Source organism: Salinivibrio proteolyticus (assembly GCF_027286365.1).
Lineage (GTDB): Bacteria > Pseudomonadota > Gammaproteobacteria > Enterobacterales > Vibrionaceae > Salinivibrio > Salinivibrio proteolyticus.
Window position 1 is genome coordinate 337,866 of record NZ_CP114585.1, and the last position, 24,444, is coordinate 362,309.

General features: G+C 47.7%; 17 protein-coding genes and 1 pseudogene. 16 read left to right on the forward strand and 2 right to left on the reverse strand.

Annotated features, from left to right (window positions below; genetic code table 11):
- Positions 1 to 85: 85 nt before the first annotated feature.
- Entirely contained in the window at positions 86 to 2,275 is a 2,190-nt protein-coding gene (gene malQ, locus N7E60_RS15490) for a 4-alpha-glucanotransferase (RefSeq protein WP_269598996.1), read from the forward strand.
- Positions 2,276 to 2,442: 167 nt separating this feature from the next.
- A pseudogene (gene glgB / locus N7E60_RS15495) lies at positions 2,443 to 4,296 on the forward strand (1,4-alpha-glucan branching protein GlgB); the annotation flags it as partial.
- Between the two features lie 171 nt (positions 4,297 to 4,467).
- Here the strand turns inward: glgB and malK are convergent.
- Complete coding sequence (gene malK / locus N7E60_RS15500; RefSeq protein ID WP_269598997.1) at positions 4,468 to 5,610, reverse strand: maltose/maltodextrin ABC transporter ATP-binding protein MalK; 1,143 nt, start codon at positions 5,608 to 5,610, stop codon at positions 4,468 to 4,470.
- 511 nt (positions 5,611 to 6,121) lie between these two features.
- Here malK and malE point away from each other — a divergent pair.
- The 3 genes from malE to malG all read left to right on the forward strand — a co-directional run bounded on the left by malE (position 6,122) and on the right by malG (position 9,842).
- Complete coding sequence (malE, locus tag N7E60_RS15505) at positions 6,122 to 7,303, forward strand: maltose/maltodextrin ABC transporter substrate-binding protein MalE (RefSeq protein WP_077457374.1); 1,182 nt, start codon at positions 6,122 to 6,124, stop codon at positions 7,301 to 7,303.
- Between the two features lie 63 nt (positions 7,304 to 7,366).
- Positions 7,367 to 8,941: a maltose ABC transporter permease MalF gene (gene malF / locus N7E60_RS15510; RefSeq protein ID WP_077457376.1), complete on the forward strand. Its 1,575-nt coding sequence runs from the start codon at positions 7,367 to 7,369 to the stop codon at positions 8,939 to 8,941.
- 10 nt (positions 8,942 to 8,951) lie between these two features.
- Positions 8,952 to 9,842 (forward strand): maltose ABC transporter permease MalG, encoded by an 891-nt coding sequence (malG, locus tag N7E60_RS15515; protein WP_069590363.1) that lies wholly within the window; start codon positions 8,952 to 8,954, stop codon positions 9,840 to 9,842.
- A 104-nt stretch (positions 9,843 to 9,946) separates the two neighbouring features.
- On the opposite strand, the gene glgX is transcribed toward malG, so the two are convergent.
- A complete protein-coding gene (gene glgX, locus N7E60_RS15520; RefSeq protein WP_269598998.1) occupies positions 9,947 to 11,908 on the reverse strand; it encodes a glycogen debranching protein GlgX in 1,962 nt (653 codons plus the stop codon).
- Positions 11,909 to 12,318: 410 nt separating this feature from the next.
- Here glgX and N7E60_RS15525 point away from each other — a divergent pair, with 410 nt between their 5' ends.
- From N7E60_RS15525 to icmH, 11 genes are all read left to right on the forward strand, one after another.
- Complete coding sequence (locus N7E60_RS15525) at positions 12,319 to 13,590, forward strand: carbohydrate porin (RefSeq protein ID WP_269598999.1); 1,272 nt, start codon at positions 12,319 to 12,321, stop codon at positions 13,588 to 13,590.
- Between the two features lie 68 nt (positions 13,591 to 13,658).
- Positions 13,659 to 14,528, forward strand: coding sequence for a MalM family protein (locus N7E60_RS15530; protein WP_269599000.1), 870 nt, complete (start codon positions 13,659 to 13,661; stop codon positions 14,526 to 14,528).
- Between the two features lie 623 nt (positions 14,529 to 15,151).
- Positions 15,152 to 15,661: a type VI secretion system contractile sheath small subunit gene (gene tssB / locus N7E60_RS15535; RefSeq protein WP_077640031.1), complete on the forward strand. Its 510-nt coding sequence runs from the start codon at positions 15,152 to 15,154 to the stop codon at positions 15,659 to 15,661.
- A 41-nt stretch (positions 15,662 to 15,702) separates the two neighbouring features.
- Entirely contained in the window at positions 15,703 to 17,175 is a 1,473-nt protein-coding gene (gene tssC / locus N7E60_RS15540; RefSeq protein ID WP_077458386.1) for a type VI secretion system contractile sheath large subunit, read from the forward strand.
- Between the two features lie 2 nt (positions 17,176 to 17,177).
- The gene (gene tssE, locus N7E60_RS15545; protein ID WP_269599002.1) at positions 17,178 to 17,615 is read left to right on the forward strand and encodes a type VI secretion system baseplate subunit TssE; all 438 of its coding nucleotides are present in this window, start codon (positions 17,178 to 17,180) and stop codon (positions 17,613 to 17,615) included.
- A gap of 5 nt (positions 17,616 to 17,620) precedes the next feature.
- Entirely contained in the window at positions 17,621 to 19,390 is a 1,770-nt protein-coding gene (tssF, locus tag N7E60_RS15550; RefSeq protein ID WP_077675730.1) for a type VI secretion system baseplate subunit TssF, read from the forward strand.
- A complete protein-coding gene (gene tssG / locus N7E60_RS15555) occupies positions 19,354 to 20,361 on the forward strand; it encodes a type VI secretion system baseplate subunit TssG (RefSeq protein WP_408642356.1) in 1,008 nt (335 codons plus the stop codon). Before tssF ends, tssG begins: the two co-directional genes overlap by 37 nt.
- Positions 20,362 to 20,366: 5 nt before the next feature.
- Positions 20,367 to 21,845, forward strand: a complete 1,479-nt coding sequence (gene tagH / locus N7E60_RS15560; RefSeq protein ID WP_269599003.1) for a type VI secretion system-associated FHA domain protein TagH — start codon at positions 20,367 to 20,369, stop codon at positions 21,843 to 21,845.
- A gap of 7 nt (positions 21,846 to 21,852) precedes the next feature.
- Entirely contained in the window at positions 21,853 to 22,326 is a 474-nt protein-coding gene (gene tssJ / locus N7E60_RS15565; RefSeq protein WP_371414254.1) for a type VI secretion system lipoprotein TssJ, read from the forward strand.
- A 5-nt stretch (positions 22,327 to 22,331) separates the two neighbouring features.
- Positions 22,332 to 23,666 carry a type VI secretion system baseplate subunit TssK gene (gene tssK / locus N7E60_RS15570; RefSeq protein ID WP_269599004.1) on the forward strand — a complete coding sequence of 445 codons (1,335 nt, stop codon included), beginning with the start codon at positions 22,332 to 22,334 and terminating at the stop codon, positions 23,664 to 23,666.
- Positions 23,667 to 23,668: 2 nt separating this feature from the next.
- The gene (gene icmH / locus N7E60_RS15575) at positions 23,669 to 24,433 is read left to right on the forward strand and encodes a type IVB secretion system protein IcmH/DotU (RefSeq protein ID WP_069586837.1); all 765 of its coding nucleotides are present in this window, start codon (positions 23,669 to 23,671) and stop codon (positions 24,431 to 24,433) included.
- The last annotated feature ends 11 nt before the right edge of the window (positions 24,434 to 24,444 follow it).

Genomic DNA, 24,444 nt, shown 5'->3' on the forward strand with positions numbered 1-24,444 from the left:
GGGTGGCACGACATAGGGTGCCACCCACAATAACAATAACTGCAATGGTCGATAAAAGAAGGGGGCGGACCCCTCGGAGAATGCGATGAAACAACCTGCACTTAAAACAGTCGCACAAATGGCAAATTTAGCCGACCGCTACATCAGTGCATGGGGCACTGAAGCCTCTGTGCCAGACAGCACCTTATATGATTTGTTGACGTCACTTGGCTATGACACCCGTAACGATGAAACGCTACTGGCCTCAGCAGAGAAAAAACACAAAGAAGGCGTTTTGTCGCCAGTTCAAGTCATTCGCGACGATGAACCGCTCGAGGTCGCATTGCATTTAGGCACCAGTGCCAGAGAGAGTGACTTTAGCTGGCGCATCGATACCGAGCAAGGTGAGTGCTTCGAAGGCTATCTACAATCCCAAATTGTGCGTGATGAACGTCGTGAAGGGGGGCCGTTGGTCTTCAATCTGCCCTGCACCTTACCTTGGGGATACCACCGTTTGTCGGTAATGAGAAAACGCCGCAAAACCCCCTATGAAATGACGCTAATTGTGGCACCTGCGCGCTGCTACATGCAGCCTGAACTCGACCAACACAAAAAAATGTGGGGGCCGAGTATTCAACTTTATACGCTGCGTACCCCGCATAACTGGGGGATTGGTGATTTTGGCGATCTGAAGCAGTTGGTCAGTGATCTGGCGTCGCGTGGCGCAGATTTCGTGGGGCTTAACCCTATTCATGCGTTATTTCCTGCCAACCCAGAAGCAGCGAGCCCCTACAGCCCGTCGTCACGTCGTTGGTTGAACTTACTCTATATCGATGTCAGTGCCGTGTCGGAGTTTGCATTAAGTGCCAAGGCTCAGCAGTTGGTGGGCAGTGCCGACTTTCAGCGTCGTTTGCAGGCCGTGCGCGAAACGCATTGGGTCGATTACAGCGGAGTCGCGGCACTGAAGATGGCCGTTTTACCTTTGCTTTTCGAGGAGTTTAAACAGCGACACCTAACCCAAGACACAGCCCGCGGCCGTGCCTTTCTCGACTTTGTTGAGCAAGGAGGCGATAGCTTGAAGCAACAAGCGACCTTTGATGCATTGCATCAGCATTTGCGCGCGGATGATGACAGTATATGGGGCTGGCCAGTCTTCCCCGAAAAGTATCGACGCTATGAAAGTGCGGCGACCCAGGCCTTTGTTGAGCAGCACCAAGACAGTGTCCACTTGTATATGTATTTACAATGGATTGCACAAGGACAGATTGAAGAAGCACAGCGTCTGGCTGAAGAAAAAGGCATGGCGATGGGCTTGTATCGCGATTTGGCGGTTGGGGTGTCTGATGCGGGCAGCGAAACGTGGTCCGATCATTCGCCATTGGTGCTGGATGCGAGTATCGGTGCGCCACCGGATGTGCTGGGGCCATTAGGTCAAAACTGGGGACTACCGCCGTTTGACCCGCATGCGTTGAAAGAAACCGGCTATGAAGCATTTATCGAGCTGCTACGCGCAAACATGCAACACTGCGGCGCACTGCGCATCGATCATGTGTTGGGTTTGCTCCGTTTGTGGTGGATTCCAAAAGGGAAAAATGCCACCGAAGGCGCGTACCTCTATTATCCCGTTAAAGACATGCTGGCGATTTTGGCACTCGAGTCGCACCGTCATCAGTGCAGTGTAATTGGTGAAGATCTTGGTACGGTTCCCGATGAAATTGTCGATTTACTGCGTGATGCGGGGGTGCATTCTTACAAGGTCTTCTTCTTTGAAACCTCGAAAGACGATGGTGGCTTTATCTCCCCTGCCCATTATGCGGAGCAAGCAATGGCTACCTTGTGTACCCATGATATGCCAACCATCCGAGGTTTTTGGCATTGCGACGATTTGAAAATGGGACAAGAGTTGGGGCTTTATCCGGACGAGTCACAGTTGCAAGCCTTGTTTGATGGCCGTTTAAAAGCCAAACAAGGCATTCTAGAAAGTGTGCGTTGGCATGGCATGTTACCGGAAGGGGTCGGTGACGATGCGCGTTACGTGCCAATGGATGGCTACTTAAGCCGTGCGTTGCAGTTGCATGTAGCGGCAGGACAGTCTGCGTTGTTGAGTGTGCAACTGGAGGATTGGTTAGAAATGGACAAGCCAGTCAATATTCCGGGGACGGTCGATGAATATCCTAACTGGCGTCGTAAGCTTTCGGTGAACCTCGATGCCTTATTTAGCAAAGAGGAAGTGAACCAACTGGCGCGTGATTTAACCCGCGTTCGACAGCACGCTAGCCGCCAGTCGGTCGCATGATTCACTATCTGTAACCACGATGCCACGTTTTAACGCTCTATCCTCGGTGACAGCCAACACCTCAGGGGTAGGGCGTTTTTTATAAGGAGACAACCGTGCCTGACACCCTCAATCCTAAACCGCATGGCACCATCGCCGCGGACGACTATGCGCTTAATGCTGCGCATCTATCCGATCCTCATCAGGCCTATCATCAGATGGGGGCCAAGCTAATGACACTTCCGGTTAACGGTACGCCCATCAAAGGCGTCCGTTTTCTGGTTTATGCCCCAAACGCGCGTTCTGTCAGTGTCATTGGTGATTGGAATCATTGGCAGTCAGAGGCTGATCCACTGACGCGACTCGATGACGGCTACTGGGTGGGCTTTGTGCCTAGCTTGGGCGCGGATTGTCGCTACAAGTACGCGCTCACCGGGCCCGATGGGCATTCACTGCCTCACAAGGCGGATCCGTTCGGTGCGTATGCGGAGCAATACCCTTCGTTTGCGTCGTTAACCTACGACCATCAGGCTTACCAATGGCAAGATGCGGCTTGGCAGACACGGCCTGTAACCGCCAAGCACCAACAAGCCTTGTCTTTCTATGAGTTACATATCGGCTCTTGGCAGCATGACGAGATGGGAAATCCGCTGGGCTATCGTGAGTTGGCGGCGCGACTGGTGCCCTATTTAGTCGAAATGGGGTATACCTATGTCGAGTTGATGCCGGTCAGTGAGCATCCATTTTATGGCTCTTGGGGCTATCAACCGGTTGGTTTGTTTGCACCGACGAGTCGTTATGGCTCGCCGGATGACTTTAAGTACTTTGTTGACCAGTGCCACCAAGCAGGTATTGGCGTGATCTTGGACTGGGTGCCCGGGCATTTTCCGAGTGACGATCATGGCTTAGCCTATTTCGACGGCACGCCGCTTTATCATGACCCCGATCCGCGCCGCGGGTGGCATAATGATTGGCAATGCCATATCTACGACATGGGTAAAGAACATGTCCGTCGTTTTCTGGTCAGTAACGCGCTGTATTGGCTGGATTATTTTCATATTGATGGGTTACGCGTCGATGCGGTGGCGTCGATGCTTTACCTCGATTACTCGCGTTCGCACGATCAATGGCTACCGAACTCCGATGGGGGGCGCGAAAACTATGATGCGATTGCGACCTTGAAATGGGTGAATGAAGCCATTTACCAACGCTTCCCTAATGCGATGACGATCGCCGAAGAGTCTACCGCTTTTCCCGGCGTGTCTGCGCCTACCTACTTAGGCGGACTAGGGTTTGGCTTTAAGTGGAACATGGGCTGGATGCATGACAGCTTGAGCTATATTCGTGAAGCGCCCATCCATCGCCAATATCATCACGACACGCTGACTTTTCCGTTGGTATACGCCTTCAGTGAAAACTATGTGCTCTCACTGTCGCATGACGAAGTGGTGTACGGCAAAGGTGCCTTACTTAACAAAATGCCGGGAGATGAGTGGCAGCAAACGGCAAACTTGCGTGCATATTTGGGGTATATGTACGGTCAGCCTGGGAAAAAGCTGAACTTTATGGGTACGGAAATTGGCCAAACCGCCGAGTGGGATCATGATGGTCAACTGGAGTGGCATTGGTTGGAATATCCACGGCATCAGGGCGTGAAGTCGCTGGTGAAGGCCCTCAATCACTTGTATACCTCAACGCCTGCGCTTTATCGACTCGATTGCGATCCCGCTGGATTTGAGTGGCGCTTACAAGATGCCCACGCGTTGAGCGTGATTGCTCATGAGCGGATCAGCGATGATGGGGAGCGTGTGCTGGTGGTCAGTAACTTTACACCGGTACCGCGTGACTCGTTTATCTTGGGGATGCCCCATGCCGGACATTATTCTCTAATGCTGAATACCGATGATGCGGCATTCTGGGGGAGCGGCTATCCATTGCCCGCGGAGATCGATACGCAAAACACCGCGGCTCATGGACAAGCACAATCATTATCACTGACGTTACCGCCATTAGCGACCGTGTTCTATCGGTGGGAGGGGTGATACATCGTCTGTATCGGCAATGAATTGAGCTAAAGCGCCCGGAGAGGCGCTTTTTTTGAGCCTGTCGAACGTGCCTGTCAATCGCGATTGCTTGTCTCAAGGAGAGGGTCTTTGGCAGCCAGCGGGATCAAAAAGGCCGCTAAGAGAGCGGCCTTGGTAAGGAGGATGTGATTAGGCGACTTGTTCCGCCTCTTCATCAAAAATTACCCCGTTTTCACGGTGCAGGCGTTTACAGGCACGGCCATCGCTGTGGAACAAATGGCAACGGTGTGCAGGAATACCAATCGCGTATTTGTCTCCGGCTTCGATTTCAACCGTATCCAATTGACGGTAAATGACATCCGCATCGGCACTGTCGAGGCTAATATAAATTTGTGTCTCGTTACCGAGCTTTTCAACGATAGTAGCTTCGCCTTCAATCACAGCATCACCCTCTTTCGCCGCTAGCAAATGCTCGGGACGAATGCCGAGTGACATGCGATCGCCTCGTGTCACTGTGGTGCCATCGACGGGGATCCAGAACGTGGTGCCATTGCTCATTTGCACTTTAACGCGTTCGGCTTCGACATCATCAATAAACACGCTCATAAAGTTCATTTTAGGTGAGCCGATAAAGCCAGCGACAAAGCGGTTTTTAGGATAATGGTAGAGCTCGAGTGGTCGGCCAACTTGTGCGACTCGCCCTTCATCCAAGACCACGATTTTATCGGCCATGGTCATGGCTTCGATTTGATCGTGGGTGACATAAATCATGGTACAGCCCAGCTGACGTTGGAGCTTGGTGATTTGCGCGCGCATTTGCACCCGCAACGCGGCATCAAGGTTAGAAAGCGGTTCATCCAGCAAGAACACTTTTGGCTGTGAAACCAGAGTACGGCCGATAGCCACACGTTGACGTTGTCCACCCGACAGTGATTTTGGCTGTCTATCCAACAAGTGACCAAGCTGCAAGATCTCTGCCGCGTGATGGACGCGTTTATCTATTTCTGCTTTGTTAGCTTTGGCTAATTTCAGACCGAATGACATGTTGTCATACAGGTTAAGGTGGGGATATAGCGCGTAAGATTGGAAGACCATCCCCACACCGCGCTTGGATGGCTCAACATCGTTAATCCGTTGGTCATCGATATATAAATCACCTGAGGTAATATCCTCTAAGCCTGCAACGCAGCGCAGTAATGTGGATTTACCGCAACCGGAAGGTCCGACAAAGACGACAAACTCACCGTCTTTAATCTCTAGGTCAACGTTCTTAGAAATCATTACATCGTCGTCATACGCTTTACAAACGTTTTTAAACGTGACACTTGCCATGTCGCTCGCCCTCAATCGCTTTTCATTAATTCGGCTTAATACGCATTATAGGTGTTTGCGTTATTTCATCGCACGTCACTTAAGACCTAAATAACCGTTAACCTATTTGTTGAATAGTTAACGGGTTAAAGCTTAAGCATATCGTGTGATTGCTCACCAATGCTTTTTTGATGGTATTCAGTTTGGGCGAATCACGGCAGTCATACATCCTCCTAAGCAGAATTATTACAGGGGGAGTAGACGGGGAGGAGGATGAACTCCTCCCCAAACTAATTTGAGGGCGTACGTCACAAAATTATCAGCCAATTAGTTGAACTTGATCACGTTAGGTTTATTTTTGTGAGCCGCATCATCTGCGGCGAGCGATATGGATCACGAATTCGCTCGCAGTGGCGTAGGGCGTAGAGGACGGGATGATGAGGAATTGCGGTGAATTAACCATGATAGACCGTGAAATACAGCTCATCCGCCAAGGAATCGTGCTACACCTCAGTAGAAGAAGGATAGAAAGATGAAGAAATCACTCAGTGCTGTTGCCCTCGGTACCCTTATTGCTCTCGGCTCATTTGGGGCACAGGCGAGTATCGAAGAAGGCCAGCTCACTATTTGGATTAACGGTGACAAAGGCTATAACGGACTTGCTGAAGTTGGAAAACGTTTTGAACAAGACACGGGTATTCCGGTAACTGTGGCTCACCCTGATGGCTTGCAAGATAAATTCCCACAAACAGCGTCAACCGGCGATGGTCCAGACATCGTGTTTTGGGCGCATGACCGTTTTGGTGGCTATGCCGAGTCGGGTCTATTGGCTGAAATTAAACCCTCTGCGCGTTTGAAAGACGGGATGGTTGATTTTGCATGGGACGCAGTGAAATACAAAGGCAAGTACGTGGGTTACCCCATTGCCGTGGAATCTCTATCACTGATTTACAACAAAGATTTGGTCCCTACACCACCTAAAACCTGGGAAGAAGTGGCGAAGCTGAACAGCAAGCTCAGTGAACAAGGTAAAACCGCTATTATGTGGAACCTTAAAGAACCTTACTTCACTTGGCCATTGATGGCGGCTGATGGTGGGTATGCCTTTAAACAAACTGCCACAGGTTATGATGTCAAAGATGTCGGCATCAACAAGCAAGGTGTTCACGACGCACTGGGCTTTATTAAGCACATGGTAAAAGATGGCGTGATTTCGTCTGATATGGATTATTCCGTTTCTGAATCGTCGTTCAACCAAGGCGATACGGCAATAACCATCAATGGTCCTTGGTCGTGGGGTAATATCGAGAAATCCGGCATTAACTATGGCGTGACAACACTACCAACCTTCCAAGGCGAAGCGTCTAAGCCGTTCGTCGGTGTGCTCAGTGCTGGCATTAGCACCGCATCACCGAATAAAGACCTTGCGGTTGAGTTTCTCGAAAACTATGTGCTGACTGATGACGGCCTATCCACCATCAATGCCGATAAACCCTTAGGGGCGGTTGCGCTGAATTCTTATCAAGCTCAATTGGCGAAAGACAGCCGTATTGCAGCAACCATGGAGAATGCGAAGCATGGTGAGGTGATGCCGAACATTCCTCAAATGACAGCATTTTGGGGCGCTGCGAAAAACGCCGTTGTTAATGTGGTTGGCGACCGTCAATCCATCGACGATGCGCTTAACGATGCAGAAAAACAAATGCTGAAATAAGCTCTATCTGCGGGGAGGGCAGCCTCCCCGCACAGTTCCCGAACAATGTGAGTAGCGTTCCTTATGCAGTCAGTTCAAGGTTCTCCAGCTATGACAACGTCAGGCTCTTTCTTGCCAAGTAGCTCAAAAGCGTTCATTAAATGGGCGTTGTTGGCGACTGTGGCGATCATCAATGGTTACGCCACCATACTTATGTATTCGCGTGGTGAAACTGCGTTTGCAATGCTAACTGTGGTGCTAACCGCGCTAGCGTTATACATTTTTGGTAATAAGAAGATGTATGCTCAGCGATATATCTATCCGGGTATTGCTGGGATGATCCTCTTTATCATTTTCCCCTTGGTGTATACCGTGGGCCTCTCCCTTACCAACTATAGTGCTAAAAATCAGCTGTCTTTCGAGCGCGCGCAATCGGTATTACTTGAGCGTACTTTTCAAAGTGGGCAGAGCTATCCGTTTGCTTTGTATCAAACTCCATCAGGTACCCGTTTAGTGATTGATAAAGCGGGTGAGCGCTTTGCGACCGCGCCGTTTGATATGGCGTCGATGTCGAACGAAACGTTAGCGCTTTCGCCGGTAGAAAGCCTGTCGGGTGAAAAAGCGACGCTACGCGATGTGATCAAAAACCGCGATACCTTGAGTCAGGTGGATGTTCAGTTCCCGAATGGCGATACCATCCGTATGAGCGGGCTGCGTAAGTTTGCCGCAGAACAACCGCTGTATACCTTACAAGATGATGGCCGTACACTGATTAATAATAAAACTGGCGATACGTTGAAGCCAAATGATGAAATTGGTTTTTATCAACCGATTGATGAGGCCGGTCAATTTATCGGTGATACGGTGGCACCGGGTTATGTGGTGCAAATTGGTACGGACAACTTCGAGCGTGTTTGGACCGATGATGGGATAAAAGAACCGTTTATTGGTATCTTTATTTGGACGATTGTATTCTCGCTATTAACGGTAGTGTTCACGTTAATTATTGGGCTTATTCTTGCCAATGTCGTTCAATGGGAAGAATTAAAAGGCCGTGCAATTTATCGCGTGTTACTCATTCTACCTTATGCGGTACCTGCGTTTATTTCCATTCTTATTTTCCGAGGGTTATTCAACCAAAGTTTTGGTGAAATCAATATGGTACTTGAAGCCTTATTTGGTATCAGTCCCAATTGGTTTGATGATCCATTCCTGGCACGTGTAATGGTGGTGTTGGTGAATACCTGGTTAGGTTTCCCTTACATGATGATCTTGTGTATGGGTTTATTAAAAGCCATACCGGATGATCTTTATGAAGCCTCTGCTATCGATGGCGCTAACTTTATTCAAAACTTTACGCGGATTACGTTGCCGTTGATGATCAAGCCCCTAATGCCGTTGCTCATCGCCAGTTTTGCATTCAACTTCAATAACTTCGTAATGATTATGCTGTTGACAGAAGGTGGTCCGAACATGATTGGTACCACAGAGCCGGCGGGCTATACCGACTTGCTGGTCAGCTATACCTATCGGATTGCATTCGAAGGTGGTGGCGGCCAAGACTTCGGTCTCGCCAGTGCAGTCGCAACATTGATCTTCTTGCTGGTGGGTGCGCTCGCCTTGATTAACCTGCGTCTTACCAAAGTGACAGAAAGCTAAGGAGTCTCTCATGGCTATGGTTCAAGGAAAATCATTAAAATACCGAGTGTGGGCGACGCATATAGGTCTGTGCTGCTTTCTCTCGCTGATTATCTTCCCCTTGTTGATGATTATCGCAATCTCGTTCCGAGAAGGTAACTTTGCGACCGGGAGTTTGATTCCGGAAAACCCGTCTCTTGAGCATTGGAAGCTGGCACTCGGCTTCCCTGTCACTAATCCTGATGGCTCGGTGACACCACCGCCATTTCCGGTTCTATTATGGCTGTGGAATTCAGTAAAAGTCGCTGGCGTAACGTCACTTTTGATTGTTGCGTTATCAACGACGTCAGCTTATGCCTTTGCCCGGATGCGTTTTAAAGGCAAGGAAACTATTTTGAAAGCGATGATGATTTTTCAAATGTTTCCTGCAGTACTCGCGTTGGTGGCGATTTACGCACTCTTCGACAAGTTGGGTAACTACATTCCGTTTTTAGGGCTCAACACCCACGGTGGTTTGATCTTTGCGTATCTCGGCGGTATCGCCCTGCATGTGTGGACCATCAAAGGGTATTTTGAAAGCATTGATGGTTCTTTGGAGGAAGCGGCCGCATTGGATGGTGCGACGCCATGGCAGGCGTTCCGTATGGTATTGCTACCATTGTCAGTGCCGATTCTTGCCGTGGTCTTCATCTTGTCGTTTATCTTCGCGGTAGGTGAAGTGCCAGTTGCTTCTTTGCTGTTGTCTGATGTGGATTCATATACACTCGCTGTCGGCATGCAACAGTATTTGTATCCACAAAACTATTTATGGGGCGATTTCGCCGCGGCAGCTGTCTTATCGGCTTTCCCAATTACTGCGGTATTCTTACTCGCGCAACGTTGGTTAGTCGGTGGCTTGACCGCTGGTGGCGTGAAAGGCTAACGCGGTTAAGTCAGTCAATGACCTAGAAGAAAGGCAACCTTGATGAGGTTGCCTTTTTTATGTGAATACTGTTTGTGCGAATAGTTATTATGTGGATGACGCGGTTAAGCGTGATTGGTGAGTATGCTGAGGCTTTTGGCCGCCAGAGTGAATGATGATGTGACCGTTCGCGTGGCGGTGTCGGCCTCTTCGGTGACACACACCGTCTGCCATGACTTGTCGTCGGGGAGGGAAAAAGATAACGGCTGATCGCTGACGTTGAAACAATAAAGTAACTGAGCGCCCGCATGGCGATGATGTTGACCGATTTCGATATGGCAAACAACAGCGCACAAGTTTGGCCAATCATTCGGTTGAATCGCGTTACCATCGGGATGTCGCCAACGAATACGGTTTTGATGGCGCTTTCGGCCGCTAAATGCATCGATAAACGCGGGCATAACGGCTTGGCGACGCTTAATCATGGTGGACAGCCAGTTTGCCCAAGGCATTGACGATTCGAGGTTATCCCAGTTCAACCAACTGATTGGATTGTCTTGACAGTAAGCGTTGTTGTTACCCTGTTGGGAGTGAGCCAGTAAATCCGCCGTCAGGAGGTGAGGGACGCCAAAAGCAAAGAGAACACTGGCGATAAGGTTGCGCTTTTGTCGCTCGCGCACCGCAATAATAGCCGGATCCTGCGTTGGGCCCTCGATACCATAGTTAGCCGAACGATTATCACCGTGTCCGTCACGATTATTTTCACCGTTGGCGTGATTATGCCGCTGGGCGTAACTGACCACATCTTGTAGAGTGAACCCATCGTGATAGGTCAGGTAATTGACTGACAAGTGATCGGGCCAATGGGCGGCACTGAATCGATCGCGCGAGCCCATTAATCGCGTCGCAAAATCTTGCAGAATATGTTTTTCACCGCGCCATAGACTACGGGTAGTATCCCGAATTTTGTCGTTACACTCCGACCAATTGGAAGGGAACTGTCCCAATTGATAGCCATTTGGACCGATATCCCAAGGCTCTGCAATAAGCTTAACTTGAGAGAGCACAGGGTCTTGTGCCAATGCGGTAAAAAACGCAGCGTGTGGGTTGAACTGCTCACCTTCTCGGCCCAGTGTCGCGGCCAGATCAAAGCGAAAGCCGTCAACTTGGTAGTGAGTGACCCACAGGCGCAAACTGTCTAATACCGCGGTAATCGCGGCAGGATGGCGCATGTCTAGGGTATTACCGCAGCCAGTGTAATTGACGAGTCGATGTTTATCATGCAAATACATGGCGTGATCTAACGCTTTGAAATGCAGGATAGGCCCGCCATCTCCCCCTTCTGCCGTATGATTGAATACCACATCTAAGATGACTTCAATATCGTGTCGGTGCAGCTCTCGAATCGCCGTTTTAAGTTCAGTCACTGCATCATGGTGCGCGTAACGAGGATCCGGTGCCATCCATAAGTAGGGGTTGTAGCCCCAATAATTGGTTTTTTGCTGGCTCAGTAAATGTGGTTCAGGTAAACAAGTAGCAATCGGCAAAAGTTGAATGCAATTAATCTGGTTGTCCTGATAAAAGCGCAGCATGTCGGGCGCTATTAAGCCGAGATAACGTCCACGCGCGCGCTCTTCCACATTGGGATGCAACTGCGTGAGCCCCTTAACGTGTGTTTCGAAAATGACGGTTTCGCTCATTGTATGTGCAGGGCGTGAAACCTCCTGCCAATCAAATTGATGATCGACGACTTGGCATCGAGCCAAACTGTAGCTTTGATTGGGTGTATACGGTGGCTGATATTGCACTGGGCCGACAACGGCTTGTGCATAGGGGTCGGCAATGCACCACGCTTGTCCGTTAATCAGAACTTCATAGCTATAAGTGTCGCCTGCTTTTACGTGCGGAACATACGCAGTCCAATAGCCCAGCTTGTATTCTTGCATATGAATACGGGTAGGTTGGTGACTACGTTGCCAAAGCAGTAGGGTGACAGCGTCACGATCAGGAGCATATAAGCTAAAGCGGCAGCCTTGATCGGATAATCGAGCGCCTAAGGTATAAGGCGCCGGATGGCAGAGAGACATAAACAACACCATCTAATTAAGAAGAAACGCTATTACACCTCCCCCACAAAATAAATTCAATCTAGGCTCACAGTTCTTAATATCGATTCTGCTGTAATTCACTTTCTTGTTAATAGGAATAAAACTGTTAATAGTGATCCATATAGCGTTTTGTAGGGGGTGATCAAGAAAGTAAATAACGCTTTACGCCGTGTTTTAGTGAGATAGATCGACTAAATTACATTCTTTCCTCTTACTCCTCCTTAAGGCTCCTCCCCCCATATTTTCCGTTACGGATGACGCGCAGAAAAAGTTGGAAGCATAGGATGTTTCTAACACAAAAAAGGGCAATGCCCATGCATGATGTGCTCACTTTCCTACTGCCGGTGATCTCATGATGCAGTTTAACAACAGTCCTAATGGAGTAAGGTATGAGAAAGGTAAGTTTACTCGCCGCTGCAGTGGCTACAGCTTTAGCTTCTGGTGTCGCATTGGCTGACAATGCGGACAAAAATGATGGCTGGGAAGTTCACGGCTATGGCTCAATGAATTTCCGTATGGTTGATGGTGAAACAGTCGACACGGAATTCGGTAGACCTGACTACAAAACTGCCGGTACTCATGGTCAGAGTACAAACCAAGTTGAGTTCACGGTTAAAAAACATTCCACTTACGACAACGGTGCATGGGCTGACTATGTTGTCCGCTCTGAATACGGTAACGGTAACTCTTACGCTTATACCTCATCAGGTAGCCAAAAGAAAAACGACGAAGCCCAATTTGAAGTCAAGGAAGCGTATGTCGAATTAGGTGGCCTGTCCTTTATGGGTAAGGATACCTCTATTTGGGGTGGTCAGCGTTATCTGAACCGTGCGGCTGGCTTACTGTCAGGTGAATATTGGAAGCAGTCATCTGGGGTAGGTGCAGGCTTACAAACCAAATTGAATGGTCACACCGCCGGTGCTGCTATCGTTGTCGCTGATCCAGATGCTGGCGAAGCGTCGCGTAGTGATGACCGCACCACACTCACTTCTTATGATCTTTATTACTATGGTGTGGATGTAGGGATCGGTAGCCTAGACTTTGATTTTAAATACATGGAGCAGGCGAACAAAGACAGTAACTCTGATGATGGCTTTGGTGCTGCGATCACCCTTAACTCTAGCTATTACGGCATGGACGGCTGGACTCAAACGGCCATCGCTTATGGTAAAGGTGTGGCGCAAAACCGTGGCGTCAACTTTGGCGGCTGGTCTGGCGGCGATGAAAATCAAGAGTCGATCTTCTTAACCTCTTACGGGGTGATGAATATTTCTGACAATTGGCAAATGGGATCAGAGCTTACCTATTTTGCTGCACTCGATCAGTTGTTCGGCGCGGATGATCTAAAACGTTACATTGCGGCCGTACGTCCTTCTTATAAAGTCAATGAGAACATGCGTCTCGAGACCACCTTGTCTTATGGTCATGAAGAAGGGGCTGATGGCTATTGGGGACGTTCAGGCGATGCCGTGGAAAGCGATATTTGGAACGTTGAAGTGGCTGTGCCTTTGACTGTGAATGCAGATTTCTTCGGCCGTCCTCAAATCAAGCCTTATATCAGCTACATCAAAGCTGATGATAAGGCCAGCGGTGGCCAAATCGGCATCGATAATAGTGATGATGAAACCGTGATTGGTGTGCATACCGAAATTTGGTTCTAACCGATGCGTTAGTACTATCAGTGTTATAACGAGGCGGCCGAGACGGCCGCCTTTTTAGGATAGAGTCAATGACAAATATAATGAGAAATTATCAGCGCTTTAAAATGGCGCTGGCAGTCAGTTCCGCGGTTTGGCTGGTAGGGTGTGCGTCTAACTTGCAGGAAGAGATGCCTGTCGCCCCCAATCGTGAAGCCTGTTGCGCGACATTCCAGCAATTACCTTACGTCCAGTTGAAAGAGCGTGAAACATTGACAGTATCGCTTGGCCCTCAATCGGAGGTATTTTCATTTTCAGAGGGTAAGAGTTACACCCAAGCATTTCGTTTTAACGATCGGACCGCGCGTGCTCAGATTAGCGTAAAGAGTGTCATGCAACATGGCCGTGTCTTCGTGCCGCGAGTCTTGCTATTGGATAAGCATTATCAGGTGATCAAAACACTGGGAGCGGATACGTTTACGCCGCAAACGGCTAACTTGCTTGATTCCTCTCAATTGTCAGGATCTTTCGATTCCGAGGGAGCGCGCTATATGGTCATGTACACCAATGCGACGACTCTCGGTCATAAGATTACTTTGCCACATCCGGCGAAGCTGCGTGCTCAGGAGTTAGGCGAGCCAATGCCGATGGTGACCGATCCGACCTACCGTTATGCGCCGACTGGTCAAGTATCCGTCACAGTGGTAACCAAGGAGTATGCGACCGTCCTATCCAGTGACAATACAAGCGTGAGTGACTCTGTAACACCACAAGGGGTCAAACAGCCCGAAGCTCAGAAGGAAACCGTGGACTTTTATAAACAAGCGATAGCCGCGGCCATCAGTGAAAAGGACATCAGCAAAGCAATGGCCTTACTCAACGAAGCCAAGGCATTGAAAATAGAAAGTGCCGATAAGATTTTTATTGAGCTAATAGAAAACCAGCTCAATGATGCACAATGAGTTCATCTAAAAGGCAGCGAATTGTTGCCTTTTAAAGATAAAATATGAACCAGAATCACAAAAAAGACACCTATTAGTTACATGGACTTTGTTTGGAATTTTTCGAGTGAAGTCCGAGTTAATGAAACACTATGAATATAAATAAAAATCTATTTGGATCGTGATCGTTATTTAGCTGATAATTAAATAAAAAACATAATTAAATCATAGAGTAAAAACCACTCCTCCTGCCCAGTATTCCTGCCTTCGCGATGGAAATAACACTGGTAAATACCCACAAAAAGTGTCTGATTTTATACATTTGTCATTATTAACTAATGCTAAATTGTTGATTTTAATATAGAGTATTTACTCGCTAACTTATTTGAAACAATTTGGTAAGTCAGAGAAATGTCAATTTGTTATATCAATGTTCTTTTTCCTATAAAAAAATAAAACTTGAGGCATTGCTCCAAGCTTGATGATCTTTAATTAATGTCTAACTTTCTGTTCGGTATGCTGAGTCGCCGTTGATAGGTAGTAGATAACACCTTTCAGCAGTAACACAGTGTTAACATTGGCCGGTGCAGACTGAGAGGCACTGAGCCATGTTGTCTTTTTGGTGAAGGTATCGAGGGTTCAAAGTGTCCAAAGAAGGAAGTGTTGCGCCAAAAGAGCGTATAAATATCAAATACGTACCGGCGACAGGTGATCAGCAAGCTGAAGTCGAATTGCCTCTAAAAACATTAGTGGTTGGCGACTTTAAAGGTCAAACAGAAGATACACCCGTTGAAGATCGCTCGACTGTCTCGGTTGACAAAAACAATTTTGAAGACGTGATGCGCGAAAGCGACTTGCGTATTTCCACCACTGTTAAAAACAAGTTAACTGATGACGAAGATGCGGAGTTACCTGTTGAACTCGCGTTTAAGTCTTTGTCGGATTTCTCTCCCGATGCAGTTGCTGCACAAGTCCCAGAGCTAAAGAAACTGATCGAGCTTCGTGAAGCATTGGTTGCTCTTAAAGGCCCTCTCGGCAATATCCCAGCGTTTAGAGAGCGACTACAAGATCTCCTTAATTCAGAAGACTCTCGAGAGAAGCTTCTCGCTGAATTGAATATTGTCAGCGGCGATGAAGATACTTCTAAAGAGTAATTGGATAAGTTTCAACTAACTAAGCGCTAGGAAAATAAAACATGTCAACAAATGAATCGGTGTTAGAGTCGCCAGAAGTCAAAGAAGGCGGCTTACTTGACGAGATCATGGCTCAAACCCGCATCGCACCAAGCGAAGAAGGTTATGATGTTGCAAAAAAAGGTGTTGCGGCATTTATTGAAAATCTGATTGGCAACGATCAAACCAAAGAGCCTGTTAATAAGTCGCTGGTCGACCAAATGCTCGTCGAGCTCGACAAGAAAATCAGTGCGCAAATGGATGAAATTCTTCACGAAGACTCATTTCAACAAATGGAGTCGGCGTGGCGCGGTTTGAAGCTTTTTGTCGACCGCACTGACTTTCGTGAGAACAATAAAGTCGACATTCTTCATGTGACCAAAGAAGAACTGTTAGACGACTTTGAGTTTGCGCCGGAAACGACACAGTCAGGCCTTTATAAACACGTCTATTCATCTGGTTATGGACAATTCGGCGGTGAACCGACTGGTGCCATTATTGGTAACTATGCCTTTACACCGTCGACGCCAGATATGAAGCTGCTTCAATACATGGGCGCGTTGGGCGCTATGGCCCATGCACCATTTATCTCGAGTGTAGGCCCTGAGTTTTTTGGTATTGAGTCTTTTGAAGAGCTACCTAACATCAAAGATGTGAAGTCTATCTTTGAAAGTCCAAAGTATACTAAATGGCGTGCGCTCCGTGAGTCTGAAGACGCGCGTTACCTGGGTCTAACCGCGCCTCGCTTCTTATTGCGTGTTCCTTATGACCCGACTGAAAACCCTATTAAATCATTTGTCTATCATGAAAATGTGAGTCAGTCTCATGAGCACTACCTTTGGGGTAACACTGCGTTCGCCTTTGCAACTCGTCTGACTGATAGCTTTGCAAAATACCGCTGGTGTCCAAACATCATCGGTCCTCAAAGTGGCGGTGCGGTTGAAGACCTACCGGTTCACGTTTATGAGTCAATGGGCGCGCTACAGAGCAAGATCCCAACCGAAGTTCTGATCACCGATCGCAAAGAGTTTGAACTGGCAGAAGAAGGCTTTATCGCCCTAACCATGCGTAAGGGTAGCGACAATGCTGCATTTTTCTCTGCAAACTCGATTCAAAAGCCGAAGGTGTTCCCAAATACCAAAGAAGGCAAGGAAGCAGAGACGAACTACAAACTGGGTACTCAGCTGCCATACATGATGATTATCAACCGTTTAGCGCACTATATTAAAGTGCTACAGCGCGAGCAGATCGGCTCTTGGAAAGAGCGTCAAGATTTGGAGCGTGAGCTGAATACTTGGTTGAAGCAATATGTCGCCGATCAAGAGAACCCGCCTGCAGATGTACGTAGCCGTCGTCCTCTTCGTGCCGCAAAAATTGAAGTGGCTGATGTTGAGGGGAATCCAGGTTGGTATCAGGTTTCTCTTGCGGTGCGTCCTCACTTCAAATATATGGGCGCGAACTTTGAACTGTCTCTTGTTGGTAGGCTTGATCAGTAATCATGTCATACATCGCACTAGAAGACAGTGTATTTGGTGTCGGCTTCCTTGAGCGCTTGGAAGCCGGCGCTAAGCCTGTGTCGATTACCCAAGGTCCAGAAACTCGGGATGTCGTTAATTCGATAAAAAAGAACATCGCTAATGTATTGAACACGCGTACGGGCGGAGCACAAAGCTCTCCAGGACTTGGACTGATAGATTTCAACGACGCGACGCTTGAAAGCTTAGACCTTTCATTGCGTGTGAAGCTAGCGATTAAACAGTGTCTGGAAACCTACGAGCCGCGGTTAACTAATATATTAGTGAGTTCTGATTACGACGAACATTCACCATTGACGCTACGATTCAATATCATCGCAACGGTTAACAGTGAAGCACTCCATGAAAAAGTGCAGTTAAGTTTGTTGTTGGATCAAAATCGCCAGTATCGGGTGTTGTAATTGCTATGACGCAAGATAAGTATTTTCGTGAAGAACTCGCGTTTCTTAAAGAGCAAGGTAAAGCTTTTACTGAGATCCATCCTCAGTTATCTCGATTTTTACATGGGAGACATACGGATCCTGATGTAGAGCGGTTATTAGAAGGCTTTGCTTTTCTCACAGGCAAACTGCGTGAAAAAGTTGAAGATGACTTTCCCGAACTAACCCATAGCATTATCAATATGCTATGGCCTAATTACTTGCGCCCTGTTCCTAGCATGTGCATCACCCAATTTTCGCCCGATCGAAGCGTGAGTGAAAAACAGGTGATTGGCCAAGGGACAGAGCTAGACAGTATTGCTGTGATGGGTACTCAGTGTCGTTTTCAGACTTGTCGCGATGTCGAGCTTTATCCATTGAAATGCGAAAAAGTGCACGCAGAGCATACACGTGAAGCGACGACCATCCAGCTCCAAATGATGCTAGATGGCGATATGTCTGCCAGTGATGCAGGGATTGATTCGCTACGTTTTTATATCGGTGGTGACAATTATAGTGCTCAGATGATTTATCTGTGGCTCAATCACTATCTAGAGAAAGTGACCGTTAGCGTGGACGGCACTCGGTTTTCTTTACCACGAGATACGTTTCAGACAGTGGGGTTTAATCCCGGAGACAGCCTACTTCCGTATCCGCAAAATGTTTACGATGGTTATCGGATCCTGCAGGAATATTTGTCTTTTCCTGAAGCGTTTCACTTTTTTGATATAAGTGGGCTAGATAAAGCATTACCCCAAAATGTTTATGGGCAGTTCTCTATTCAGTTGCACTTGTCGAAAACGTTACCCGCCGACGTTCGTGTTAGACAGGACAGTTTTCAGCTGTTCTGCACGCCTGTTATCAATTTATTTAGCCATGATGCCGACCCGATAGATTTGAGCGGTAGAAATACCGAGTACAAAGTGATTCCGTCGAGTCGTAAGCCCTCACATTATGAAGTATTTAGCATTGATAGTGTGACCGGGCGTCAAGATAGATTGGTTGATGGGAAACCGGTACGTGGGCAAAAGCGTGTTTATACCCCGTTTGAAAGTTTTCAACACGAAGTAGAACGTGTCAGAAACCGAGAAACGCTTTATTACCGAGCACGTGTTAAAGACAGTATTAGAGGTGATGGATTTGAGTCTTTTATCTCCTTTATACGAGGGGATGAATCGGACTCGATTGGTGTCGACGAAGCGGTGTCAGTGAAGCTGACGTGTACGAATCGACAATTACCTCTTGATCTGGGAGTCGGCGATATCTGTGAACCCACAGATACATCGCCTCCGTTTGCGGAATTCGAAAATATTACCATCCCGACGCAATCATTGCGCCCGGTGTTGGATGGCAGCTTATTGTGGATGTTGATCTCGAATCTGTCATTGAACTATTTATCGCTGCTCTCGAAAGATGCGCTGAGCTGTGTTTTAACCGCTTATGATTTTAGGGCATTGGTAGATAGACAAGCCGAACGAGTAGGTAAGAAAAGGCTAGACGCCATTGAAAAAATTGAGTCTAAGCCTATGGACAAGCTTCTCAAAGGGATGCCAGTGAGAGGCCTAAAATCAACGCTTTACTTAAATCAAGATGGGTTTGGGTCAGAGGGCGACTTATACCTGTTTGGAACGGTGCTCAGCCATTTTTTCTCGCTGTATGCGAGCATTAACTCTTTCCATGAGCTGACCGTTATTAATACAACGAATAACGAGACTTATACATGGCAGACGAAAGTCGGGATGCAGCCGCTGATATAAAAAATGAAACAGATGGCCGCACAATGACTGACTTAGTGCCAGATGTTCGGCCTTACAATTTTTATCAATTAGTGGCATTGCTACAGAAGCATGGAGCCATTGATCCCGATCAAGAAGATTGGGAACGAGAGTGCAAACTGGTTTTTAGTGCCAACCCGAGCTTAGGGTTTGCGGCTTCTGATGTGGCGTCGTTGCACGATCAGAATGGTCATGCGGTGATGCTCACCAATTTTTTAGGTCTTGCGGGCTCGCAGTCCCCTTTACCCGGTTTTATCACAGAGCAATTGCTTCATGAGGAACCGGGAGGGATTAAACGGCCCTTTCTCGACTTTTTTAGCAATCGCTTGATTGCGTTGGTCTACCGGATATGGCGCAAGTATCGATATTACATTCGCTTTCAACCAGGGGCAGAAGATCAGTTTTCAGCGCAGTTGTTTGCGCTGGTTGGATTGGGTGATCCGCAGTTACGCGGAGAAACACCAATCAATTGGTGCAAGATGCTGGCATACGCGGGCACATTGGCGGGCCGGAGTCGTTCACCAACCGTTGTAGCTGGGATCATTGCCCATTGTTTTGATCTTGAAAATGTTGAGATTCGTCAATGGGTGACGCGCAAAGTCAAAATAGCCAAAGAGCAACAAATGGCGTTGGGATGCATGAATGGCCGGTTAGGCGAAGATACCGTCATCGGTGAGTCTGTTTTTGACTGTAACGGTAAGTTTGTCATTTGTATTAAAGACTTAACGCGAGACAGATTTAACGACTTTTTACCTTTGGGTAAAGAGTATCAGCCACTTTGCAAGTTGGTGGAATTTATTCTTCGTGAACAGATGGCGTTTGATCTTGAGCTTTCGATGACCGATGAAGACACCCCTGCGTTTGAGCTGGGGGGACAAATCGCATTGGGGTGGACATCATTCTTAGGGAATGACTTAAGAGATAAGCGGGTATTAATTCAAGTAAGGCAATAATTGTTATGGCTCCAGAACATAAACATGGATTAACGCTAGTTGTCGCCAATGCGCAAGCGCTGGAATCTGGCTTGTCAGCTCAGGTCCGTTTTGTTGACTCCGGTGGTGTCATTGGCTCCGACTTTAGTGCTGATTGGCGGTTAACCGATCGATTGGGTCGTGTGAGCGGTCGTCATTGTGAAGTCGTTGTTGTTGATGGCGCATTTTGTGTGCGCGATGACTGTGGAGAAACGTTTGTCAATGGCACGCATATGCCTTTAGGGAAAGGTCAGTTAGCCCGGTTGGCACACAAAGACGAGATACAAGTCGGTCCTTATCAAATTCGCGTGCTTACCGGCGAAGACGCGGAGTTTGATGGGGGGCACGTTGACACCTTATTTGAAACGCAGCAACACGATCTTTTGGCCGATGGGCCTAGTCAAGAGATTGATTCGGGCGAAGAAGAACCCGAGCTCACTCAAGCGATTGATCCGTTAAAAGAGCTCGACGCCCAAAACAAAGACAATCAAACGTCGAACTGGCTCTTAAATGGAGACAAAGAGCAGAAGCAACAAACCTTTGCTGAGTCTTCATTGATAGCTAAAAACAATATTGTCGAACGAAAGCCCTCGTTTACGCCGCAAGCAGATAGCGAAGATGTCATGTCGGCATCCGTCAAACTAAAGCGTATTTTTGGCTTTGGGCAAAAGAAATCTCAAAAGCGTGAATTTCACGCATCGAAAGCAAAAGAAGCGCTGAATCGCGTCATGTCACCTGAGACGATGCATCAAACGAAACAGAGCGAGAGAAAACCGATGGATGAAAAAGAACTAGGGTTGTTGGAGCAAGAAGTGGCGAAGAGCTTAAGTCATGAGCCTACTTCACCACCACAGTCTAATAATGATCATGGCCAACATTTACTGACTGGGCCGATGCTGGATGGATTGGGCGTGAGAGTCACGAACGACCACGATATGCAGAAGATGCATTTCCTCTCACAGGAGATGGGACAGTCATTGCAAGCATGCTTAAAAGGGTTGTTGGCGCTTCATGAACAAGCCGCAGAGGGGCGTTTCGGTACCATGAATCGCAACTTGCAACCTATTGAAGATAACCCGCTTCGTTTGGGCCTAACGTATGAAGAGACCGTCCGAACCATGTATGACGCAGACAAAAGCTTAGTGCATTTATCTGCGCCAGCGGCGATCGCGGAAAGCTTAAAAAATGTGAGAGATCACAACGACGCGACGCAAGAGGCGATATCGGAAGCGCTTGACCAAATTTTACACGCTTTCTCTCCCGACGTTCTTCTGCGTCGCTTCCAGCACTGCCGCCGCAATACCGATGAGCAGGTTGAAGGTGAATCAGCGTGGGCGTGGGAAATGTATTGTAACTATTACAAAGAGCTGACTTCTAATCGCCAGCGAGGTTTCTCAAAGCTGTTCTGGGAAATTTTTGAGCAGGTTTATGACAAACGTATCCGTGAAAAGCAATTGGAGGGCTAAAGCGGTGATCAAAAAACTGAGTATTGTCTGTGCACTTTTATTGTTGACGGCGTGTAGCTCTTCCGATGAATACAAGCCTGAAGAGCAACCCACGACGGTGACTTTCAGTCTGGTGAGCGATACAGGTGTTAACCCAAATATCGCGGGTGATCCAGCCCCAATCGAGGTGCAAATCTTTGAGTTGGAAGACGACTCAATGTTTATGTCGGCAGGGTTCGATCAGTTGCGTACTGATTATAAAGGGGCACTGAGTAGTAATTTTATTAATAACTACGATTACGTGTTAACCCCTGGACAATTCAAGTTCGTTAACGCCTTTAAAATAGATGAAGACACAAATTACATTGGTGTGATGGCACATTTTTCAGAGCCAAACTTAGGTGAATGGAAAAAGGCTGTGAAGGTGCTTAATAAAGGCCGTCAATATCACCTGCTAATGCTTTTCAAAGATTACGACGTGAAATTAGAGAAGGTAGAGTAAATTTAATGTTTGCACGGAATCGGGTGATATGGAGTGAAGGGCTTTTTATTAAGCCACAACACTTCCAACAGCAGCAACGCTACAGCGAATACTTACTGGAAGAGAGATTGACATCTGTCAGTAAGTATTTGTATGGCGTATCGGAACTTTCGTTAAACCCTGAATACTTGGCTTTTGGTCGTATTGCGATTGAGCGAGCCGTTGGGGTTATGCCGGATGGCACTGCGTTTCGTATTCCGCAGGAAGATGTGATGCCGGATGCCTTGGAAATTGAAGATAGCTCCCTATCTAACCAGTTGATTTATCTCGCAGTCCCGCTGCGTAGTGAATCGATCATGGAAGTTAACTGGCCCGACGATAAAGGGTCGGGGCGCTATGAAAGCCGCCGTATTGACGTGCGCGATGTCCATAGTGTTCAAGGTGATACAACCACGCTAGATGTTTCTCCGATTCATTTGCAACTGATGCTCGAAAAAGAGGACCGTAGTGCTTATGCATCTATTCCGGTTGCTCGTATCTTAGAAAAGCGTCCAGATGGAAGTGTCGTTCTCGATCCTGACTTTATTCCCTGTCATTTTAATGTTGCCGGTAACGCTACATTGCATCGGTTTATTAATGAAATGGCGGGATTGATGCACGAACGTGCCAAAAATATCGCTCAACGTATCAGTTCTCCTTCTCAAGGCGGTGTTGCGGACGTTTCGGACTTTATGTTGTTGCATTCATTAAATCGTTTGCAGCCACAAATGAAGCATTTGGCATCCTTGGGTAGCTTACATCCAGAGCGTTTGTATGAATGTTTGTCCTCGGTGTGTGGTGAGTTAGCAACATTCACCGATGAAAGCCGCTTGGCACCGACGTTGCCGGCCTACAACCACGATATGCCTAGCGAGTCCTTTTGGCCGGTGATTCGTTATTTACGTCAAAGCCTCAGTGTTGTACTGGAGCCACGAGCGGTGTCAATTCAGCTTGATAAGCGTAATTACGGCTTAATGGTTGCGCCAATTCAGGATCCGCAGCTGATGGGTTCGGCGGAGTTCATCGTTGCTGTGAAAGCGCGCATGCCATTGGATGAGTTGCGCCGGCTGTTTACTCAGCAAACCAAAGTGTCTTCTGTGGAAAAAATACGGGAGCTTATTTCACTTCAGTTACCTGGCATCCCACTGATTCCATTACCCGTGGCGCCACGGCAACTGCCTTACCATGCGGGATACACCTACTATCAGCTGGATAAAGAAAGTGCAGCATGGGCGATGCTTTCTAACTCAAGTGGGTTTGCATTCCATGTGGCAGCAGCATTTGATGATTTAGATATTCAGTTCTGGGCAATAAGGGATTGATCATGGCGGCAACCGAAGACAGTGTTTTCAACGATCTTTTGTTTGATGATGTTGAGAAAATAGATAGCGACCAAGACTATTGGTTTCAATTACGGGGCCATAACCCAAACGCGCTGGTGGATGCAGCAACGCCACTGTTTGGTCTTGCGCTACGTGTTCGTTCACTCTCAAGCTGTAGCAATATTGAGCAGATTTACCATCAAACGATCGAAGAAATTAAAGCGATTGAAATCGAGCTATCGGAACAAGGTTTCGAGCATGCTGTGCTGATGGCATATCGCTACATTCTTTGTACGTTTCTCGATGAAGCGGTAATGGGAACAGCATGGGGAGCATCGACATGTTGGGCTGAGCACTCAATGCTGTCCCGTTTTCACAACGAGACCTGGGGTGGAGAAAAAGTGTTCACCATTTTAGGTCGTCTTGAAAGCGAACCTGAAAAGTATCAGCCGCTGTTGATCTTTATTTACCACTGCTTATGCCTGGGCTTTGAAGGCAAATATCGAGTCATTGATGGCGGGCATGCTCAGCGCGAGAAAGTGATCAAAAGGTTACATGATTTGGTCCTTGATGATGAGCAACCTAAAGCCTTGGCAGACGCGAGTGATCATGTTGTCAACACGCGTTATGCGCTCAGTAAGCAGGTGCCTTTATGGGCAGTCTTCGCTGGTTTCGTCGTGCTTTGGGCAGGTATTTTTGCGGGTTACTCGTACTTACTCCATGAAAAGTCTGAGAATGTGCTAAGCCAGCTGAATCAACTGCTTTAGCCAATAACGTA

What these genes read in the sequence shown, in the direction of transcription:
- malQ (WP_269598996.1), top strand. Translation starts at nt 86, where the DNA reads ATGAAACAACCTGCACTTAAAACAGTCGCACAAATGGCAAATTTAGCC.
- malK (WP_269598997.1), bottom strand. Translation starts at nt 5,610, where the DNA reads ATGGCAAGTGTCACGTTTAAAAACGTTTGTAAAGCGTATGACGACGAT.
- malE (WP_077457374.1), top strand. Translation starts at nt 6,122, where the DNA reads ATGAAGAAATCACTCAGTGCTGTTGCCCTCGGTACCCTTATTGCTCTC.
- malF (WP_077457376.1), top strand. Translation starts at nt 7,367, where the DNA reads ATGCAGTCAGTTCAAGGTTCTCCAGCTATGACAACGTCAGGCTCTTTC.
- malG (WP_069590363.1), top strand. Translation starts at nt 8,952, where the DNA reads ATGGCTATGGTTCAAGGAAAATCATTAAAATACCGAGTGTGGGCGACG.
- glgX (WP_269598998.1), bottom strand. Translation starts at nt 11,908, where the DNA reads ATGTCTCTCTGCCATCCGGCGCCTTATACCTTAGGCGCTCGATTATCC.
- N7E60_RS15525 (WP_269598999.1), top strand. Translation starts at nt 12,319, where the DNA reads ATGAGAAAGGTAAGTTTACTCGCCGCTGCAGTGGCTACAGCTTTAGCT.
- N7E60_RS15530 (WP_269599000.1), top strand. Translation starts at nt 13,659, where the DNA reads ATGACAAATATAATGAGAAATTATCAGCGCTTTAAAATGGCGCTGGCA.
- tssC (WP_077458386.1), top strand. Translation starts at nt 15,703, where the DNA reads ATGTCAACAAATGAATCGGTGTTAGAGTCGCCAGAAGTCAAAGAAGGC.
- tssE (WP_269599002.1), top strand. Translation starts at nt 17,178, where the DNA reads ATGTCATACATCGCACTAGAAGACAGTGTATTTGGTGTCGGCTTCCTT.
- tssF (WP_077675730.1), top strand. Translation starts at nt 17,621, where the DNA reads ATGACGCAAGATAAGTATTTTCGTGAAGAACTCGCGTTTCTTAAAGAG.
- tssG (WP_408642356.1), top strand. Translation starts at nt 19,354, where the DNA reads ATGGCAGACGAAAGTCGGGATGCAGCCGCTGATATAAAAAATGAAACA.
- tagH (WP_269599003.1), top strand. Translation starts at nt 20,367, where the DNA reads ATGGCTCCAGAACATAAACATGGATTAACGCTAGTTGTCGCCAATGCG.
- tssK (WP_269599004.1), top strand. Translation starts at nt 22,332, where the DNA reads ATGTTTGCACGGAATCGGGTGATATGGAGTGAAGGGCTTTTTATTAAG.
- icmH (WP_069586837.1), top strand. Translation starts at nt 23,669, where the DNA reads ATGGCGGCAACCGAAGACAGTGTTTTCAACGATCTTTTGTTTGATGAT.